The sequence below is a fragment of the Leptotrichia trevisanii DSM 22070 genome (assembly GCF_000482505.1).
GTDB classification, from domain to species: Bacteria; Fusobacteriota; Fusobacteriia; order Fusobacteriales; family Leptotrichiaceae; genus Leptotrichia; species Leptotrichia trevisanii.
In genome coordinates this window covers 12096-31375 of the sequence record NZ_AXVL01000035.1, presented here as the reverse complement: position 1 = coordinate 31375, position 19280 = coordinate 12096, and the positions used below count along the sequence as shown (strand labels likewise).

Annotated in this window: 19 protein-coding genes and 1 pseudogene; 11 read left to right on the top strand and 9 right to left on the bottom strand. The window is 29.2% G+C overall.

Translation table 11 applies throughout. The annotated features are described in order from the left end of the window. Positions 1-274: 274 nt before the first annotated feature. From ruvA to K324_RS0107060, 3 genes are all read right to left on the bottom strand, one after another. On the bottom strand, positions 275-910 hold the full coding sequence (ruvA, locus tag K324_RS0107070) for a Holliday junction branch migration protein RuvA (protein ID WP_026748550.1): 636 nt from the start codon (positions 908-910) through the stop codon (positions 275-277). A gap of 56 nt (positions 911-966) precedes the next feature. Then, positions 967-1752: a glutamate racemase gene (murI, locus tag K324_RS0107065; protein WP_026748549.1), complete on the bottom strand. Its 786-nt coding sequence runs from the start codon at positions 1750-1752 to the stop codon at positions 967-969. Between the two features lie 639 nt (positions 1753-2391). Next, positions 2392-3657 (bottom strand): D-alanyl-D-alanine carboxypeptidase family protein, encoded by a 1266-nt coding sequence (locus tag K324_RS0107060; protein ID WP_026748548.1) that lies wholly within the window; start codon positions 3655-3657, stop codon positions 2392-2394. 481 nt (positions 3658-4138) lie between these two features. Between K324_RS0107060 and K324_RS0107055 the strand changes: the two genes are divergently transcribed. From K324_RS0107055 to cobJ, 7 genes are all read left to right on the top strand, one after another. After that, complete coding sequence (locus K324_RS0107055; RefSeq protein ID WP_026748547.1) at positions 4139-4501, top strand: DUF488 domain-containing protein; 363 nt, start codon at positions 4139-4141, stop codon at positions 4499-4501. 15 nt (positions 4502-4516) lie between these two features. Continuing rightward, positions 4517-5284 carry an NUDIX domain-containing protein gene (locus K324_RS0107050; protein ID WP_026748546.1) on the top strand — a complete coding sequence of 256 codons (768 nt, stop codon included), beginning with the start codon at positions 4517-4519 and terminating at the stop codon, positions 5282-5284. A 42-nt stretch (positions 5285-5326) separates the two neighbouring features. Next, positions 5327-5851, top strand: coding sequence for a hypothetical protein (locus tag K324_RS0107045; RefSeq protein ID WP_026748545.1), 525 nt, complete (start codon positions 5327-5329; stop codon positions 5849-5851). Further along, positions 5826-6302, top strand: coding sequence for a hypothetical protein (locus tag K324_RS0107040; RefSeq protein WP_026748544.1), 477 nt, complete (start codon positions 5826-5828; stop codon positions 6300-6302). Before K324_RS0107045 ends, K324_RS0107040 begins: the two co-directional genes overlap by 26 nt. Before the next feature lie 45 nt (positions 6303-6347). Then, on the top strand, positions 6348-7361 hold the full coding sequence (gene cbiG / locus K324_RS0107035; RefSeq protein ID WP_026748543.1) for a cobalt-precorrin 5A hydrolase: 1014 nt from the start codon (positions 6348-6350) through the stop codon (positions 7359-7361). Between the two features lie 2 nt (positions 7362-7363). Further along, positions 7364-7876, top strand: a complete 513-nt coding sequence (locus tag K324_RS0107030; protein ID WP_026748542.1) for an HXXEE domain-containing protein — start codon at positions 7364-7366, stop codon at positions 7874-7876. 149 nt (positions 7877-8025) lie between these two features. Beyond that, complete coding sequence (gene cobJ, locus K324_RS0107025) at positions 8026-8775, top strand: precorrin-3B C(17)-methyltransferase (protein WP_026748541.1); 750 nt, start codon at positions 8026-8028, stop codon at positions 8773-8775. A gap of 289 nt (positions 8776-9064) precedes the next feature. Here the strand turns inward: cobJ and K324_RS0107020 are convergent, their stop codons facing one another. The 5 genes from K324_RS0107020 to K324_RS0107000 form a co-directional block, all read right to left on the bottom strand. Beyond that, entirely contained in the window at positions 9065-10108 is a 1044-nt protein-coding gene (locus tag K324_RS0107020) for a hypothetical protein (RefSeq protein WP_026748540.1), read from the bottom strand. Between the two features lie 286 nt (positions 10109-10394). After that, on the bottom strand, positions 10395-10769 hold the full coding sequence (locus tag K324_RS0107015) for a DUF956 family protein (RefSeq protein ID WP_026748539.1): 375 nt from the start codon (positions 10767-10769) through the stop codon (positions 10395-10397). A gap of 134 nt (positions 10770-10903) precedes the next feature. Beyond that, complete coding sequence (locus tag K324_RS0107010) at positions 10904-11821, bottom strand: PTS system mannose/fructose/sorbose family transporter subunit IID (protein WP_026748538.1); 918 nt, start codon at positions 11819-11821, stop codon at positions 10904-10906. A 19-nt stretch (positions 11822-11840) separates the two neighbouring features. Continuing rightward, a complete protein-coding gene (locus K324_RS0107005; protein WP_026748537.1) occupies positions 11841-12656 on the bottom strand; it encodes a PTS mannose/fructose/sorbose transporter subunit IIC in 816 nt (271 codons plus the stop codon). Positions 12657-12671: 15 nt separating this feature from the next. After that, the gene (locus K324_RS0107000) at positions 12672-13661 is read right to left on the bottom strand and encodes a PTS sugar transporter subunit IIB (RefSeq protein ID WP_026748536.1); all 990 of its coding nucleotides are present in this window, start codon (positions 13659-13661) and stop codon (positions 12672-12674) included. Positions 13662-14570: 909 nt separating this feature from the next. Here K324_RS0107000 and K324_RS16390 point away from each other — a divergent pair. The 4 genes and pseudogenes from K324_RS16390 to K324_RS15525 all read left to right on the top strand — a co-directional run. Next, positions 14571-14690 (top strand): annotated as a pseudogene (locus K324_RS16390) (winged helix-turn-helix transcriptional regulator); the annotation flags it as partial. Between the two features lie 395 nt (positions 14691-15085). Further along, entirely contained in the window at positions 15086-15304 is a 219-nt protein-coding gene (locus K324_RS0106990; protein WP_012806491.1) for a FeoA family protein, read from the top strand. Next, positions 15301-17493 carry a ferrous iron transport protein B gene (feoB, locus tag K324_RS0106985; RefSeq protein WP_026748535.1) on the top strand — a complete coding sequence of 731 codons (2193 nt, stop codon included), beginning with the start codon at positions 15301-15303 and terminating at the stop codon, positions 17491-17493. Before K324_RS0106990 ends, feoB begins: the two co-directional genes overlap by 4 nt. A 120-nt stretch (positions 17494-17613) precedes the next feature. Next, positions 17614-17787 carry a FeoB-associated Cys-rich membrane protein gene (locus tag K324_RS15525; protein ID WP_084533582.1) on the top strand — a complete coding sequence of 58 codons (174 nt, stop codon included), beginning with the start codon at positions 17614-17616 and terminating at the stop codon, positions 17785-17787. A 358-nt stretch (positions 17788-18145) separates the two neighbouring features. Here K324_RS15525 and K324_RS0106975 read toward each other — a convergent pair whose 3' ends face one another. Beyond that, on the bottom strand, positions 18146-19216 hold the full coding sequence (locus tag K324_RS0106975; protein ID WP_026748534.1) for a tyrosine-type recombinase/integrase: 1071 nt from the start codon (positions 19214-19216) through the stop codon (positions 18146-18148). Between the last annotated feature and the right edge of the window lie 64 nt (positions 19217-19280).

Here is a 19280-nt window from a genome sequence, read left to right as displayed (position 1 = left end):
ATTTATCTTTTACACATTGTTGCTTCTTCTATTCTTATCTCAATTGTCCTGCGACACATTTCGTATCGACAGGATATATATTATCATAATTAGATTTCTTTGTCAACTACTTTTTTTCATTTTATTTGGATTTTTTCATATTTTTATTCGTAGTCTGTTTTTTATTTCTTAGAAAGTGCTTATTATTTCTTGATTTTTAAACTATTGTTTCAATAAATTATTTTAGTTTATTTCAAGATATTTATTTAATATTTCAATGCTTTTTAAATTCTTTTTATTTTTGAATTTTTTGTAAAATTATTTTTATAGCTTCACTTATATCTTTTAACTGTATTAATTCATTGTCTGTTATCCATTTTGTAACATCAGTATTTGTATATCCTAAAGATTCCAAAGCTAGTTTTAAATCTTCCTTCATTAATAGTAATTTTGGATTTGAAGTATTTGATATTATTAATTTACTTGATGATATATCACTTATTTCTTCAATTGATTCTACTAAATCCAGTTTTTTTACTTTATCTTTTAAGTCTAAAATTATTTTTTGTGCTTTTTTTATTCCCAGCCCTGGAACTCTTGTAAAAATTTTTGATTCATTTTCATTTACAATGTCAATAATTTCTCGTGTATTAAAAGTTGATAATATGGCAATTCCAAGTTTAGGCCCTACACCGCTTATACTTATTAATGCTTTGAAAAGTTCCCTTTCATTTTGTGTTTTAAATCCATACAATGAAATATCATCTTCTTTTACATTTGTATGAATATATAATTTTTCAGGATTTCCAATATTATCTAATTTTTCAAATGTTTTTAAAGATACATGAATTTTATATGCTAAACCATTTATGTCTAGAGCTACATAATCAATTTTTTTTATTGTTAATTTCCCAGAAATATATTCAAACATTTATTTCCTTTCCTTTAAAATATTTTATAATTAATTTTATAGTATGATTATTTATTTTATAATTTTATCAATTCCACTTCATTAATATTTTCTTCTAAAAACATAATGCCAATTTCTTTAAATTTTTCCCGTCCATCTGTTACATAGTATTTTACCTCTTCATTTTTTCTGGCATCATTCTTTAGAAATTCATTTTTTTGCAAAATATTTTTTAAATCTAGAGCCGTTTCTTTTGCTGGATCCACTATTTTTATAGCTGGATAAATTTGGCTGATAGCATCTTTTAATAGTGGATAATGAGTACATCCTAATATTAATGTGTCAATTTCCCCTTCAAAATCATCAAGATATGTTTTTATTATTTGATTTACTAATTTTCCGCTTAAAATTCCTTCTTCCACTGCAGGCACAAAAAGTGGGCATGCTTTCTGAAGAACTTCTGCCTTTGTGTTGAAAAGTTTTATTTCTTCTTCATATTTTCCTGATTTTATCGTCGCTTTTGTTCCTATAACTCCAATTTTCCCATTTTGTGTAGTATTTATTGCCGTTCTTGCACCTGCTTCAATTACTCCTATAATTGGAATTTTAAATATTTCTTTTAACTCGTTTAAAGCTAAGGCTGTCGCTGTATTACAAGCCACTACAATAGCACTTACATTTTTTTCTAACAAAAATTCAACTATTTCTTTTGAATATCGGATAATTAGTTCCTTTGTCTTTTCTCCATATGGGACTCTTGCGGTATCCCCAAGATAATATATTTTTTCACTTGGCAGAACTTTTCTAATTTCCTTTAATACTGTCAGTCCTCCAATTCCAGAGTCAAATACACCAATTGACATTTTACTTCCTTGTATAATATAGTTACATTATACAAGCTCCTTTCTTTAAATTTTTTATATTGATTATATATTTTTTATTTATATAATATACTTAATTAGATAGAGTGACATCGGTTTTTCCTTGTTGTTTTAACTTCGTTAGAAAGAGTGATGCCTCTTCTGATAAAGTATTTACGGATTAGTTAGATGGTGACGCTTCCTGTGTACTTCAGATTTTGAAAAAGTTTTAAGGAATATTACCTTAAAAAAAATCTGCAACTATTAAATTAAACAGTCTTAAACAAATATCCCAATCTTCTTTTGGAGTTAAATTTGCCCTTAGTTCCTACTCTATACAGATTAAATGCTTAATTGAACAGATTAAGGTAATCGAAGATCAGGCAAAACTCATTGAGAATGAAATAGAATCAATTGTAAAAAACCTGAATACACCAATTTTTACAATATCTGGCATAGGCTATGTAACAGGAGCTGTCATACTCGCTGAACTAGGCGATCCAGTGATAAGAAAATAGTCGCTTATGCTGGTTTAGATGCAACTGTTAATTAGTCTTTCTACACAATTGTTATTTCTAAAATTATTAATTAAGCAATAAAATTGAGCCGTTAAAAAACAGCTCTTTTTTACTTTAATTTACTTTATTTCATAATTAATTCTCCGCTGTAGGTTAATGTTCCATCAGTTGCAACATATGTACCTACAACTTTTCCAACACTTTTTTTAGTGATTCCTGAATTTAAATTTACTGTGTAATTTAAGTTAGGACGTTGAGTAGCCGTTATTTCAACATCTTTGGTTGGATATAAGTTGTATTTATTACTTCCTATTGTTGCTGTTGCTACCACATCACTTTTACTTATAATTTTCATTTTTTTAGCTGAATTTTCATTGTTATTCTTTCTAAAAATCATATTGAAGAATTGTTCTATTTTATTAACTTTTTGTGTATTTCCATTATTTTCAGTATTGTAATTATTATTAGCAGCTGTGTTATTATTAGTAGTGTAATTAGTATTAGTATTAGTATTAGTATTAGTATTTGCATTTGTTTTTCTTGCATAGCCATTTGCATAATAATCATTTATTTCTTTTGTTCCTATTGCATTTCTGTCTTTGGCCCTGTTTGAACCTAAAATGATAGCAATCATTCTATCATTTCCCCTATTTGCCGTTAAAACAATGTTAGAACCTGCTGCATTGTGATAACCTGTTTTTATTCCATCTACTCCAAGCACATTTCCTAAAAGCGTATTTGTTGAAGTTACTTTTGTATTTCCATTATCTACATAATCAGTTTTATTTTTTGAAAAGTTTAGATATTCACTGTAATCTTTTAATGTTATCTGAGCCAGCTTGTACAAGTCACGTGCATTTCCCTGATCCATACATGAACCTGTATAGCTAGGTGGCAATCCGTTTGGAGAACAATATCTAAGTGAATTTAATCCATAACTTCTGGCCTTTTCATTCATTGAACGTACAAAATTTGAAACATCTCCTCCAACATATTCAGCAAGAGCATAGGCTGCATTATTTGACGATTTAATAATTGTTGCTTTTAATAGATCCCTTACTGTATACTGCTTTCCAGCCGTTAATTTTATTCCGTATGGAACTGATGCGGCTTTAGATGAAACTGTTACTTTATCATCATATGAAATCTGCCCACTTTTTATTTTATCCAGCGTCAATATTGATGTCATAATTTTAGTAACCGATGCTAATGGACGAACTGCTGAACTGTTGTCTTCCTTTATAATATTTCCATTGACATCTCCAATTAACAATGCTTTATAATCGTGATAATCTTCCCCTTTGGCAAATGAAAATGCTGATACAGCTAAAAACGCCATAAAAAATATTATTTTTTTACTTTTTTTTCCAATTTTTACTTTTTTTCCCATTTTACTTTTCTTTCCTCTTTTCATATCTAATAATTTTTTCTAAAGGATATTATAACATTTTCTTATTAGTTTTTCATTTGTAAATTTCTTGATAAAACTTGTTTAACTCAATTTATTATGCTTTTCAAGTATTCCTGATTATATAAAATAAATATTTATTATTTGTATTATTAACCTGTGAAACTGCTCGAACTCCTTTAATATCATATTATTAATAAAAATATCCTTAGACTCCTTATAGAATAATCATACCTTTTGAATTCTGTTTTAAAGTGATTTTATTATACATTTAGCAAAAATAGTTAATTATATTGATATAAAATTTAAGTAATAATTTAGAAGATTTTACTATGAAAATTAAAAAAAATTAACCATTATTTTTTATATAGCAATTTGAACTCATTACAAAATTTAAAAGTATTTTTCTAGAAAATATGATATAATTATAAAAAATATAAATTCAAAAAAGGAAAGATTAAAAATGAATAAACTAAATTGGAAAAGAATTTATGAAAAAACGAAAGAAACTGATGGCTTTAGAGTATTTGTAGACAGGTTATGGGCAAGGGGGATAAAAAAAGAAGATATCAAAATTGATTACTGGGCAAAGGAAATTACGCCTACAAAGGAGCTTAGGGAAGATTACCACAAAGGAAAAATTGATTTTGAAACGTTTGCAGCAGGATATTTGAATGAATTAGAAAAAAATCCTGATTTTGATAAGTTTTTACAAAAAATAAAAATTGAACTAATTTCAAGGAATGTTACAATGGTTTTTGCAAGCAGAACTCCTGAAACTAGTCATATTCCGATTTTGAAAAAGTATTTGGAAAATAAGTTATAAAAAGAGGAGAAAGAAATGATTGCAACATTATGTTATCTTGAAAAGGATAATAAATATTTGATGTTATACAGAAATAAAAAAGAAATTGATATAAATAAGGGTAAATGGATTGGCGTAGGTGGAAAGCTGGAAACAGGAGAAACGCCCGAGCAATGTTTGATGAGAGAAGTATTTGAAGAAACAGGATACAAACTGAATAATTATAAATACAAAGGGCTGGTAATTTTTAACTATAATGAAGATGAGCCTTTATTTATGTATGTTTATACAAGTTCTGACTTTACTGGGATAGAAAAAGAATGTGATGAAGGAGATTTGAAATGGATTCCAAAAAATGAAATTTTGGATTTGGAATTGTGGGAAGGTGATAAAATATTTTTGAAATTATTGTTTAAAAATTTCCCATTCTTTTATTTGACTTTAAATTACGAAAATGACAATTTAATTAGCTCAAAGTTGGAATTCAAGAAACAATATAGCTGTTTTGAAGTTTTTGTACCAGAAAATTATGTGGAAAAGATTGTGGAAAACTTGCAAAAATATTCGCTTTTGACGGAAGGATTTTATGCAGATGTATATTCTACAGCTGATGTAACTGGACATTGGAAAACGTTGGAAGGTGGAAGTCCTTTTGACGGGGAAGTTGGAAAAGCAAGTGTTGCCAACGAAAAAATAATAAGATTCAGAGTTAAAAGGAATTTTGAAGAATTGGCATATTATTTGGTAAAAGAAGTTCACCCTTATGAAACGGCAGTAATTAATGTGTTTAGGATGGAAGTTTAGAAAATTTTTCAAAAAAGAAAAAAACAGAAAGGAAGATTAGTTATGAAAAAAATAATTTATACAATTACAGTTTTTTTAACAATGTGTTTTGGCCTGAATGCGTATACTTTGAGGGAAAATGTTAAGGAAACGCTTTCAAAAAGAGGAGTGAAGCAAAATATAATTGATGAAACATCTGATTTTTTGTTAGATTCAAGAGGTGAAATGTCGATTATTCCACAGCAAGATGAAATTGACAGTTTGATTGCCAAAGCAGAAATGCTGTTGAAAAAAGACAGAAATAATATCGTGGTTAAACAATATTTATCGACAATGTATTTGAAAAAAGGTGGAAATAAGAATACTTTAAAGGCACAAAAAATAAACGAAGAAAACTTAAAAGATAAAGGAATTACCGATTTTGAAAGATGGAGCGTAACAGGATTATATTATTATCAAATTGGAGAAAAGAAAAAAGCTCAAACATATTTTAACAAAATTAAAGAAAAATACAAGGATAAACCTGCTGTTTATAATTTAAATAGTAACGATGGATATAGATATGTTAAAAGACAGCAAAGATTTTAATGAATTTATGGTAAATACGGCAACTAATGAAAAAAAGATGACAAAAATGCAGGAAATAGCTAAAAAACAAGTTGAAAAAATAAAGATTGTTAAAGATTTCTTTCAGACAGAAGAAAACAAAAGAGAATTTGGTGTTGTAGATGAGTTAGTCTATTCTTTTGACTTGTTATTAAATCTTTCAAAAATTAACGAGATAATGCAAAAAGATTTGAAACAGGCAGGAGGATTTAAGACAAAAACTGTAAAAGAGGCAACTGATTATTATTTAAAAAATGTTGCGAATAATGAAAAAATGACAGAAGATTCAATAAAATACAGTATCATATTAGAAAATATGTATTTAAGAATAATATCAACATTGGTATCAGCTGACGAAAAAGAAAGTACAGATTTTTCAAATAAACTAGAAAAAAGTAAACTTTATGAAATAATGAAAAAACTGGAGGAATAATCATAAAAAAGTGATTTTAAAATCAAATGAGAAAAGGGAGAAAAAATGAGAACAGCAATTTACTGTGTGAGTAAAAATGGGTACGAAACTTGTCTGAAAATAAAAGAAAATGTTTACAATGACTTACATATCTATGTTTCAGAAAGAGTGGCTAATTTACTTAATCTTGAAAGTGAAAATAACAAAAATTTGTTTGTAATAAACGAAAGAATGCCGATTTTGCTGGAAAAAACATTTAATGAATATGATTTACATATATTTGTTGCGGCAACTGGGGCAGTTGTGAGAATTATTGACGGAAAATTCAAGAGTAAAGATACTGATCCTGCGGTAATTACTGTTGATGATCATGCCAATTTTGTTATTTCATTACTTTCAGGACATCTTGGAGGGGCAAATGAAGAATGTAAAAAAATTGCTGATGGAATTGGAGCTATTCCTGTGATTACTACGGCGTCTGATGTTGGTGGAAAAATAGCAGTCGATATGCTGTCACAGAAAATTAAGGCAAAATTGGAAGATTTGGATGGAGCAAAAAAAATAACTTCATTAATTGTGAATGGAGAAAATGTAAGTCTGCATTTACCCAAAAATATTGTAGATATTAATGAAAATAGTGCAGGAGCGATAATTGTGTCAAATCGAAAAAATATTGAAATTTCCAAAATTGTTCCGCAAAATATTTTTATTGGAATTGGCTGCAGGAGAGGAGTTAGCAAGGAACACATTATAGAAAAATTAAAATATGCAATGGAGAAATGGAATTTAGAGCTTTCTGCCATAAAAATGGTAGCATCCGCTTGGGTAAAATTAGATGAAACAGGACTTCTTGAGGCAATGGAGGAACTTAGAATCCCAATTAAATTCTTTGGTAAGGAAGATATTTTGAAAATGGAAGATTTGATTGAGGAAAAATCAGAATATGTGAAAAAAACTATTGGAGTTTACGGGGTTTCTGAGCCTTGTGCATTTTTAGCTGCAAGAGGGAAAGGGAAATTTTTAGCAAAGAAAATAAAACTGGATGGGATGACGTTGTCGATTTTTGAGGAGGAAATGTAAAAATGGAAATATACAAATTGTCATTTATGGCGATAGTGTTATTTATGATACATGAATTTGAAGAAATTATTTTTATAAAAAAATTTATAGAGAAAAATAAGATAGTAAAACATATGAAAAATGAATTATTCTTAAAGAAAAAAGAAAATTATCCATCAACAGAAACAATTTCATTAATGATTGCTGAAGAATTTATAATTTCTTCAATATTACTCTTTACAGCAAGTGAGTTTAATATATATGAAATAGTGCTGTCATTATTTATTGTATATATTGTCCATTTAATACCGCATATGTATGATGCAGTTAAATATAGAAAATTTTCTCCAGGCAGTCGGACTTCTTTTGTAATTTTTCCTTTGGGAATTTTAATAATCTGGAATATTATTTTAAATACAGAAATTAATTTATTTATTTTAATTTTGTGTGTTGTAATAATTGGATTTTTGCTAATTTCAAATTTACTGTTCTTACATAGAACCAGCAGAAAAATTAACAAGTACCTGTCAAAATAAAAAGTGATATTTACACTTAAAATTTATTAAGAGAAAAGAGTAATAAAATAAAAAAATTTTAATTATAAAAATGAAGAAAAATAAATAAACTTGAAGCATTAAAAATTAATTTTTTTAGCGAAATAATAAAATTCAAAAGGAGATCAACTATGAACAAAATTGGAAAAATCTACGTGGTAGGAATTGGGCCGGGAAAAAAGGCTGATATGACTTTTAGAGCTTATGAGTCGATGGAAAAAAGTGATATAATTGTTGGGTATAAGACTTATACTGACTTAATTAAAGAATATTTTCCAAATACGGAAATAAAAAGTTCAAGTATGATGAAGGAAGTTGATAGATGTATAGAAGTTCTGGAACTGGCAAAAGCTGGAAAAAATGTGGCTTTAATCAGTAGTGGAGATGCTGGCGTGTATGGAATGGCTGGAATTATGTACGAAGTTATTGATAAAAATGATGATGTGGATATAGAAGTAATTGCTGGAGTTACAGCAACAAATGCCGCAGCTGCAATCGTAGGAGCTCCAATTATGCACGACTATGTAACAATCAGCCTAAGCAACCTTCTAACAGACTGGGAACTAATAAAAAAACGTTTAGAATTAGCAGCACAAGGCGATTTCATCGTAAGCTTATACAATCCAAAAAGTAAAGGAAGAACAACACAAATCGTAGAAGCACAGCAAATTATGTTAAAACATAAATCAAAAGACACTCCAGTAGCAATCGTAAGAAACGCTGGACGTGAAAATGAAGAGCATGAAATCACAACACTTGAAAAAATGCTTGATTCTGAAATAAATATGCTTACAATTGTCTTAATTGGAAATTCAAACACATTTGTAAAAAAATGGAAAATGATTACACCTAGAGGGTATGAGAAAAAATATGAATATTAGTATGAAATAGTGAAAATTAATAAAAAACATCAAAAAATCATCTACAAAATTAATTTACGTTCTAAAATCAAGAAAAATAAAATAATTGGACTATCTAAACTGTAAAATTGTTAAATAGTCCTTTTTTATTATTATAGTCAATCCACTTAAAAAATGGAATAAAAATCCATAAAAACCAATAAATCGTGTTTTAAACTAGAAGTGATATATATTATTTTTTTCTATAACCAAAAGTTAAGATTAACTAAAATTTGAATAAAATTAAGTAAAACTTCAAGACTTTACTATACTAATTTCTCACAAGAGTTACATTTATTACAGCATACAAGTTTTTTGCATCTTTTTCAAATTTTACGCTGTATCTGTACCCTTTTTCAGTTTTTTCCATATTTTCAGGCAATTTATCCAATTCAAGCCCATTTTCAGTATTAATAAGGATAACTTTTAAATTTCTTATATTTTTTGAAGGTTTATTTTGGAAAACTACACTTATATCAAGGTTAATTGGTTTATTTTTTTCAGCCAGTATTTTTTCCTTTTCAGTTTCAGATATATCTGTAACTTTTGGAGAAATTTTTACGATTTCAGGTTTTTCTGGAGCAACTCCTTCACTGTTTGTGAGAATTAGCATTTTATCATTTTGTCTAGCTGTATTTGATATTTCAAATATAATTTTTTCAAAATTCTTAATATCCTTCACTTTAACATTTTTTGCCTTCAAATCAAGTGTATTTCCAGTTATCACGTCAATAGGTGCAGGTTTATTGTCTTTCACATTTACATTACGGCTTCCTCTTCCTCCAAACAATATGCTCTCTTTACCAAATGATACGGAATTACCTTCTATTACAATTTTATTATTAATGGCAGAACCTCTATGGCTATAACCACCATAAACATTACCGCCTATTTTTGAACTTCCTTTTATTGTTATCATATTACCGCTTACTACTGAACTTTGTCCAGCACCACCATAAACACTCCCCCCTCTTATTGTCTTCACTCCATCTTTTTCCCAATATCCATTTGTTGCAAGAACACCACCATTAATAATTACATGATTATTTTTTATTTCAGTAAATTTATTATTCTCGTCTTCTGCTGCTCCAAACACACGTTCAAGAGGTTTTCCGCCTGAATTAATGTAAATAGTATTTCCTTCAAAACTTGAAGAAATACCCAAAGAATTTTCCAGCTTTACAAATCCTAATGTTTGATTAGATTTTTTATCTTTTGGATATGTCATCGTTTCCTTTGCAATAAGATTTATACTCAACATCGCAATCCCTGCTAAAATAATTAATCCTTTCTTTAATTGACTTTCCATTTTCATAATGTCCTCCTAGAAATAAAATATTTTTCAAAATTAAACTTTGAATTTAAACAATTTAATTTAAATACATTTTACTCCTTATTAATTTGATTGTCAATTATTAAGTGAATCAAATTATTTTGATGATACATAAATATCAAATATTTTCCCAAAAAAACATATATATTTGAACTTTTTTAATATATTGGATATAACTAAAATTTGAATAGAATGATTATAACTTTAAAGTTTGATTTTAAAGTGATTTTACTGTAAATTATTAAATCATTCCTCTCATTAATTTTTTTTATTTCTTTTTAAACCAGTCAAACACTCTTTTTAGCGACAATACAGGTTTATTTCTTACAATTTTTTCATTTCCAAGAAAATCACGCATTGTCTTTAACGTTTTTCCAGCATTTTTTACAACAAAATTATACGAGCCAGCACTTTTTGTATCTATAAAAAATCCACGAATATATTTATCTTTTAAAAAGATTTGGGCCCTCACTCTCACAATTTCTCCCCAAGGAATCTGAATATAATCTTCAGGATTACGGTTATTATAGAATTCAAAGGCTTTGTCCCCCACAAGTATATTTCCATTTTTGTTTCCAAACATTCCCGATAAAGAATTTGCCTTTGTTGTGAATAATACTTTTGTATTCATTGAAATAGCCAATTTTATTCCTCATTTCTTTAACTCAAATTTACATATAAAATTAGAAAAAAGTTGGCTTTTTAGTTCCAACTTCTTTCTTTTACATAACTTCTCCAATTATTTAAAATTGAATTTCTAGTAGTCATTCTTTATTTTTAGAATATTCCAACTAAATGTCCTAAAATTCCCACTGCAAATAATCCAAAGATAATTAAAATTGGACTAACTTTTTTCTTAAGTAGCCACATACATAAGAACGTTAATAATAAAGCTGCTAATCCTGGTACTAATTGATTTAAGTTATCTTGTAAAGTGGTTACTTTTTCTGGTGTAAGCGAAACCCCACTTGCAAGATCTCCTAAAATTTTCTGTAATTGTTCACCATTTACAGCTTCTTTTGGAAATTCAACATAGGCACCCTTTGATAAAGGAACTTTTGATACAATCATTGGGAAATTAATTGAAGTCCAACGTTGAACCAAGATTCCCATAACGAACATTCCTAAAATTGATGCACCTTTTGTAATAGTTTGTAACAAACCACCTGATAAATCTTTTGTAATTTCTGCTCCTTTTTGATAACCAAATTCTTGAGTATACCATAAGAAAGCCATACGGATTGCATTCCAAAAAATGAAAAAGAACAACGGTGCAACAACTGAACCACTTGTTGCAAGTGAGGCTGCAATCGCTCCTAAAATTGGACGTACTGTAAACCAGAATACAGGATCTCCAATTCCAGCAAGTGGCCCCATCATTCCAACTTTTACCCCTTGAATAGCTGCATCATCAACTGGAGCCCCGTTAGCTCTTTCTTCTTCTAAAGCAAGAGTTACTCCTAAAATTGGTGCAGCAATGTATGGGTGAGTATTAAAGAACTCCAAATGTCTTTTTAATGCCGCTGAAGCATCATCTTTATTTGGATATAATTTTTTCAATGCAGGAATTATAGCATAAGCCCATCCTCCATTTTGCATACGTTCATAGTTCCAAGAACCTTGAAGAAATTGTGAACGTAACATTATACTAAAACGTTCTGATTTTTCTAATTTTATTTTATTCTTTTCTGCCATTTCCTATTCCTCCCTTATATTAATAGTCATTTAAAATGTCACCTAACGGATCTCCAGAAGAAGCTGAACCTCCATCTCCGCCACCGTTACCTTTGTTATTTGTAACATTTAAGTAAATAATAGCTGCACACACACCGATAATTCCTGTTGCAATCAATGTAAGTTGATTTACTGGTGCTAATGCAAAACCTAGGAAGAAGAATGGCCATACTTCTTTATTTGCCATCAAATTGATAACCATTGCATATCCCACTGCTACAACGAATCCACCACCGATAGTCATTCCTTCAGTAAACCATGCTGGTAATGAACCTAATGCACCTTGAATAATTTCAGAAGGTATAAATAAAAGTAATCCTGCTGGAATTGCAATACGTAAACCTTGACAAGCAAGGGCTACCATATGCCATAATTCCACACCTTTGAAATTACCTTTTTCCGCTTCCCTATCAGCTTGGTGAACAATAACCACTGATAAAGTACGAACAACCATAGTTAAAACTAAACCAACTGTAGCTAGTGTAATTGCTGCCGCAATCGCAACGTTACGTCCGTCAGGAGTAAAATTACCTGCTTTAACAAAAATAATAGCTGAAGCTACAGAGGCAAGAGCCGCATCTGGAGCAACTGCCGCTCCTATATTAGCCCAACCTAGAGCAATTAACTGTAATGCTCCTCCTAAAATAATACATTCTCCAATACGTCCTGTAGCAACCCCAACTAATGAACAAGCAATAATTGGCTGATGGAATTGGAACTGATCTAGGATTCCTTCCATTCCTGCTAGAAATGCGACGATTAATATTAAAATAATTGATAAAATATTAAAATCCATAATAACCTCCTAAAATTAAAGTTTTAATCCTTCATTTTGTTTTTCTGAAATTAGTTTAAATAAGTCTGCTCTCTTGTCAGCAGCAACTTTTCTTACATCAAATTGAACACCTAAATCTCTAAGTTTCTTGTAAGTGTCAACATCGTTCTGATCCATTGAAAGTACATTATTTACCATAATTTTTCCAACAGTATGTGCCATTGATCCCACATTTAGCTCTTTAATGTCCACACCTTTTTCAATTACATAAAGTGCATCCTGAGGATTTTCAAATAGTAATAACGCTTTTGTATTTCCAAATCTTGGATCTTTTGAAACTTCTACTAATTTGTCAAGCGGAATAACGTGTGCACGTACACCTGGAGGTGCTGCCTGTTCGATTAGTTTTTTACGTAATTCATCTTTTGAAACTGTGTCTGAAACTACGATTATTCTATTTGGATTTGTTGCTTTTGTCCAGCTTGTTGCAACTTGTCCGTGTAACAGACGTGTGTCAATACGGGCTAGAACAAATTTTATTTTTCCATCTCCGATAACTGTTCCTTCTGGAATTGCTCCTTTTGGCATGTCATCATTAGCTGCTGCTTTTGCTACCGCTTCTTTAGGCTGTAATTCTTCAGGACGAACCTTAACTTGATCTCTTCCTTCTGGAACAATAGCTTTCGCTACTTCATGAGCTGTATTTAAATCTTCTCTTTCTGATAAAGCTGCTAAAAGCATTGGCAAGTTAAGTCCTGCTACAATTGCTCTTTTTTCAGGTGCTTCTTCAAAGAAACGATTTGATTGGTTGAAAGGGCTTCCTCCCCATAAGTCAACTAAAAATAGAACTTCTTCAGTTCCTAGTTTAGCAATGGCATCTTGAATTTTTTTATATAAGTCATCTGGTCCTTCACTTGGCATAAATACAACTGATTCCAGCAATTCCGCCTCACCTAGAATCATTGAAGCCGACTGCTTTATACCAGCCGCAAATTCACCATGACTTGCAACGATAATTCCTACCATTTTGAACCTCCTTTTAAATAAAATTTATTTTTTTGTTTTCACTTTGATAAAATTTTAACATCTTTAATTATCACTAAGAGTTATTTTACTAAAATTAAAAGTGAACAACTTCATATTATGAGTGTACCACATTTTTTTAGATTTGCAAGTATTTTATAAGAAATTTATAAAAAAAAATTAATGAGTATTGATTTTTAGTACATTTTTTGATATTTTATAATATTGAAATAAATATAATTTAACATTTAAAACAATTTTTGTTTATACAATTATAATTTCAAATTTTGATTTTTTTTACAGCTTCAATAATTTTATAATATTTTCTCCAAGCATTTTATCTGTCACTTCTTTGGATGGACTTAAATATTCTATCATTTGTCTAGCCAGAAATGAATTGCCATAAGGAAAATCAAAACTAAACAGACATTTTTATTACTTCCACCAAATCAGAAATATCTTTTTTCAGTTGCTTTTCATTTGCTTCAAGAGAATTTTCTCCCTCTAAAATTTTAAATAAAATTTACATTTTATTTTTAAACTCATCTAATATTTTGGCTTTTTCAGGATGTGGCGTCGTTGTAAAAAGTATTGCCTTGTCTACTCCTGCCTTATCCATTTTTCTATTTGCAATTCAGTTGGCAACATTAAGTATTCATGACTATCTATTATCATATTTATTCACCCTTTCGTTCAATTATTACTTTTGATATAATAAAGTGTAACATACCTTTATAATTGGTACAATTTAATATAAAGTATCTTTTTTGATATTTTTTAAGAAATATGTCAAAAACAAAATCAGCTTCAAATATATGCCCAATGAAGCTGGGAATAAATATACCAAGTGGAAAATGGAATTTAAAAATTTTATGAAACTTATATAATAAAAAAAATTATTTATGCCGAAGTCCGCCAAAAGTTGAATATTCTTTAACTGAAATAGTCAACTCCATTGAACTTGTATTAAAGGTTTTGTGCAGCTGGGGAAAAGAATATTCAGAATCGATTAATAACCATAATTCAGTTTAAATCATAATACCTAAAAATGAATTTCATATATTAAAAACAAGTATTTGATATAAATAAAGTAAAGCAGGAACTTCTCTAAAAACCAAAGTTTCCCTACCTTTTTATTTATTTCCTTTAGCTTTTTTTAAAGAGAAAAAAACTTGCATTATTTTTTAAAAAGGTATAAAATTAGTTTGGTAATTAAAATGTTCGGTTTTCACAGTATTTACTACACTTTTGGAATTATTTCAAAGTGTATTTCAGAATTATTTTGAATATATATGAAAGTTCTTCAATCTAAAATTAATAAAATTACATAATATTGAATTTAGCTTTAAAATAATTTTTATATAATATATTTTTGAAAATCGGAAAATCAATAAATATTACATAATAATGAGAGGAGATGAACCAAAATGACTTTAGTGGAAGGAAAAGTTGGAGAGAAATTTTTGTTAAAAGATATTGATGAGAGGAAATTGGACACACGTTTATTGAGTCTTGGGGTTTGTAGAGGAGATGCCTGTACAATCGAAAATATTGCCAATGGAAATATTCTCATAAAAACAGTGGAAACTAAAATCGTAATTAGTACAAATTTAGCAAATCACATTCAAATTGAGGTGGTAAAATGATAAATGTAGCATTTGTTGGAAATCCCAACGTAGGAAAAACCGCCCTGATTAACCAAATCTCGCATGCAAGTTTAAAGATAGGAAACTGGCCGGGTGTAACAATAGAAAAAAAAGAAGTTTCTTTTAAGATAGGCAATGAAGATATAAAACTTATCGATTTGCCGGGAATTTACAATTTGTCAATAAATACTCCTGAAGAACGTGTTTCAAGAGATTTTTTGCTAAATGAAAAAGTTGATGTGATAATTAATGTTATGGATTCAACATCACTTGAGAAAAATATTTACTTAACTGCATTATTAAAGGAACTTGGTATCCCAATCGTTATGGCACTTAACTTTGAGGATGAATTTAAAAGAATCGGCTATGAGCTGGATGTGGAAAGATTTCAAAAGCAACTTGGTATCCCAGTAGTCTTCACAAGCGGAAAATCTGGGCATGGTGTAGATAAACTTATGGAAAAGGTAGTCGAAATTTCAAAACAGAGTCCATTAGAAAACAACCAGCATAGACTTCTGTTTGACAAGGAAATTGAAAGTAATATCGAAAATTTAAAAAACAAACTGAAAAATGAGAAATCTTATGAAAAAGTGCTGAAAAGATATCTTGTTGACTGGCTTGTAATCAAAATTCTAGAAAATGATACAAATATATTGGCAATAGTAAAAAATGAATTTGGAATTGACTTATCAAGCATTGGAAACACCGAGAAAAAGAATCTTGAAGAACATTATGGAATTGTACCTGAAGATGTACTGGCAAGAGCAAGATATGGAATTGTACGTGGAATTATTTCAGCAAATTTAAAAAGAGGTACTGGAAATAAATTTGCATTGACGGATAAAATTGATAAAATACTTTTAAATAAATTTTTTGGTGGACTTGCCTTTCTTGCTATAATTTATGCAGTGTTTGTCGTTGTATTTGATGGAAGCTCACCATTTATTGACTGGATTGATGGATTTTTCAGTGATTTTGTCATAAAATATGTAGGACATGCCATTGAAGGTGTACCAGACTGGTTAAGCAGTTTCGTGCTGGACGGAATTTTAGCAGGTGTCGGTTCAGTTCTTACATTTGTACCACTTATGTTCTTTATCTACTTTTTTATGGCGATTCTTGAAGAAAGTGGATACATGGCACGTGTAGCATTTATTCTGAATAAGATAATGACAAAGGTTGGACTTTCTGGAAAAGCATTTATTCCAATGCTAATCGGATTTGGATGTACAGTCCCTGCGATTTATTCAACAAGAACGCTGGAAGATGAGAAAACAAGAAGGCTGACAGGAGTTATTGCTACATTTATGTCTTGTGGTGCAAGACTTCCAGTTTATTCATTGCTTGCAGCGGCATTTTTTAGTAAACAGGCGGCCTTAGTTGTCGTTTCAATTTATCTCTTTGGAGTATTTATGGCTCTTTTCGTAGCATTTGTATTAAAAAGATTTAATTACTTCAAGGGAAATAATACAGAATTGTTGATAGAGTTGCCTCCATACAGATTACCGAGTGCAAAAGTTGTATGGAACAATATGAAAGTAAAAACTTTTGCCTATGTAAAAAAAGCAACTACAGTAATTTTAGGAATTTTACTAATTATCTGGTTTTTCCAATATTTCCCAAATAAAGGGGATGCCGAAAATTCTTACTTAGGACAGGCAGCAAAAGTTGTACAGCCTGTATTCAAGCCAACTGGTTTTGGTGACAGATGGGAACCTGTGGCTTCCATTGTACCAAGTATCATAGCAAAGGAAACTGTCGTAGGATTTTTAGGACAAATTTTATTATCGCAGGAAGAAGATGAAAAACAGGAATATAATTTCATGGCTGATTTAAAGGATCAAGGAGTTGCATTGGGAGGTGCCGTGGTTGATTCACTAAAATCACTGGGACATGTTGCAACATTCAAAATTTCAACATTGGAAATGAAAAATCAGGAAGAGCTTGATGAAGATGCAGGAGGAAATATTGTTCCAGCAATCAGAAATCTATGGAATGACAAATACGGCCCAATAAGAGCCTATTCATTTATGTTATATGTTCTCCTTGTTGTACCATGTGCCGTGGCAATGGGAGCATTGAAACAGGAATTTGGATGGAAATTACTGGTATTTCAAGTATCAATGTTACTGATTTTACCTTACGTTGTATCAATATTATTCTTTAATGTTGCACGATTATTTATATAATTTTAGAATTATTAAATTACAGTGATTTAAATACATAATTTGACTAAAATATAATTTTAAAATAATTTTGCCAAATAAAATTTATTATTAACCAAATAATTTTTGAAAGGAAGTACGAACATGGGAAAAACAATCATTGTTGGCATAATCGCAGTCGCAATTGTAATCACAGTTTTTAGAAAAATATACAAAGATTATAAGAAAAATAAAAATTTTTGTGGTACAGATTGTTGTAGCTGTTCAGGTGTTTCAACCTGCAATTTACACAATAAAACCGAAAACCATAACAAATAATATAATTCAAATATTTTTCTCAAACAAACCAAAAACAAAGAAAATAAAAATTTTATTATAAGATTTATCCTGTATAATCATATCTGACCAATAGAAAAAGTGAAAACTTTTTTCTTCAAAACTCCTTTTTAAATATGCTATCACAAGGGTAGCATATTTTTTTATAGCTATTCTTCCTACTAAGACAAATAATACGGTATTTTGAGATAATTTTTTTAAAATTGTTAAAATTGCTATAATTTTACTATATCTTTTTAAAAGTTTGGAAAAATAACCATTTACCTTATGCGTTGGTTACCTGTTGGTTACCTTTTTTGATGTGTTCAAATTGAGATTTTTAGACTTTTAAATGATATTTTTATACTACATCCTTTAAAAAATCTATTTTGTTAATTGATTTTTTTAATTCCTGTTCATCTTCTTTTTTAACATAATAATCAATTGTTGTGTTTATACTTTCGTGTCCTAATATCTCTGTTATTTGAACTTCATTTAATTGATATTTACTCATAAAAGTTGCCAATGTTTTTCTGCAATCGTGAGTTTGATGTTTTTCTATTCCTAGTGCTTCAAGTGTTTCATTAAATTTCTCACGAAAATAATTTTCTCGTATTGGCTTATTTTCATTATTTTTTTTCTTAAATACCCAATTTTTATTGTAAAATAAATAATCTGTAGGACTGTTTTTATAGAGATTTTGTATAATTGGGTAAATATCATCACGAATCGGTATTTTTCTATTCATTCCTTTTTCTGTCTTATTTCCACCAAATATGATTCCATTTATCAAGTCAACATTCTCTTTTTTTAAATTAACAGCTTCTCCAATCCGCATTCCTGTATAAATCATAATTAAAATGTATTCTACCCAATCAATTTTAATATTCTCCCACAATTTTTTAATATCATAACCAGTAAATATATTTATTTTTTTATGTTTGCTTTCTTTTGGTAATTTTATATGTTCCGCTCTATTTGTAGTTAATATTTCCATTTCTATAGCATATTTATAAAGTACGCTTAAAAAGCCTTTAGTAATACTTTTTGTTCCTTTACTACAATTTAAACTATTTATAAGACTTTGTAATTGTGGAGCTTTTATATCCCTGAATATCAAGTTATATAATGGTTTACATCTCTTATAACTGTTTATATAAGATTTAAAAGTTGCCTTAGCAACATTTTTTTCTTGAGCTTCTTTAAATAAATTGAATATTTCCTCAAATGTCATTGTATGTGTTTCTAAATTGTAAGGATTAAATAAATATTCATCTAATTTTTGCTGTGCTTCCTTTTTCGTTTTATACAGTCCTAACGATACTCGTTTTTTTGTTACTGAGTCTGTAACTCGTACCCAGTAAGGTTTATTCTTTTTAGTTTTTGTTATACTACCTCTACCATTTCCTTTCTTAGTTCTATTTTTTGCCATTTCTTCCCCATTCTAAAATCTAGCTATAGGGCAGTATCATTCTACCCTATAATTTTAATATTAT

Bases quoted from the DNA above. Each gene is read 5' to 3' on its own strand.
- cobJ (WP_026748541.1), top strand. From the start codon at position 8,026: ATGAACAAAATTGGAAAAATCTACGTGGTAGGAATTGGGCCGGGAAAA.
- K324_RS0107000 (WP_026748536.1), bottom strand. From the start codon at position 13,661: ATGGTAGGAATTATCGTTGCAAGTCATGGTGAATTTGCGGCTGGTATA.
- ruvA (WP_026748550.1), bottom strand. From the start codon at position 910: ATGTTTGAATATATTTCTGGGAAATTAACAATAAAAAAAATTGATTAT.
- K324_RS15525 (WP_084533582.1), top strand. From the start codon at position 17,614: ATGGGAAAAACAATCATTGTTGGCATAATCGCAGTCGCAATTGTAATC.
- K324_RS0107010 (WP_026748538.1), bottom strand. From the start codon at position 11,821: ATGGCAGAAAAGAATAAAATAAAATTAGAAAAATCAGAACGTTTTAGT.
- K324_RS0106975 (WP_026748534.1), bottom strand. From the start codon at position 19,216: ATGGCAAAAAATAGAACTAAGAAAGGAAATGGTAGAGGTAGTATAACA.
- feoB (WP_026748535.1), top strand. From the start codon at position 15,301: ATGATAAATGTAGCATTTGTTGGAAATCCCAACGTAGGAAAAACCGCC.
- K324_RS0107050 (WP_026748546.1), top strand. From the start codon at position 4,517: ATGATTGCAACATTATGTTATCTTGAAAAGGATAATAAATATTTGATG.
- K324_RS0107030 (WP_026748542.1), top strand. From the start codon at position 7,364: ATGGAAATATACAAATTGTCATTTATGGCGATAGTGTTATTTATGATA.
- murI (WP_026748549.1), bottom strand. From the start codon at position 1,752: ATGTCAATTGGTGTATTTGACTCTGGAATTGGAGGACTGACAGTATTA.
- K324_RS0107005 (WP_026748537.1), bottom strand. From the start codon at position 12,656: ATGGATTTTAATATTTTATCAATTATTTTAATATTAATCGTCGCATTT.
- K324_RS0107020 (WP_026748540.1), bottom strand. From the start codon at position 10,108: ATGAAAATGGAAAGTCAATTAAAGAAAGGATTAATTATTTTAGCAGGG.
- K324_RS0107055 (WP_026748547.1), top strand. From the start codon at position 4,139: ATGAATAAACTAAATTGGAAAAGAATTTATGAAAAAACGAAAGAAACT.
- cbiG (WP_026748543.1), top strand. From the start codon at position 6,348: ATGAGAACAGCAATTTACTGTGTGAGTAAAAATGGGTACGAAACTTGT.
- K324_RS0107040 (WP_026748544.1), top strand. From the start codon at position 5,826: ATGTTAAAAGACAGCAAAGATTTTAATGAATTTATGGTAAATACGGCA.
- K324_RS0106990 (WP_012806491.1), top strand. From the start codon at position 15,086: ATGACTTTAGTGGAAGGAAAAGTTGGAGAGAAATTTTTGTTAAAAGAT.
- K324_RS0107060 (WP_026748548.1), bottom strand. From the start codon at position 3,657: ATGGGAAAAAAAGTAAAAATTGGAAAAAAAAGTAAAAAAATAATATTT.
- K324_RS0107045 (WP_026748545.1), top strand. From the start codon at position 5,327: ATGAAAAAAATAATTTATACAATTACAGTTTTTTTAACAATGTGTTTT.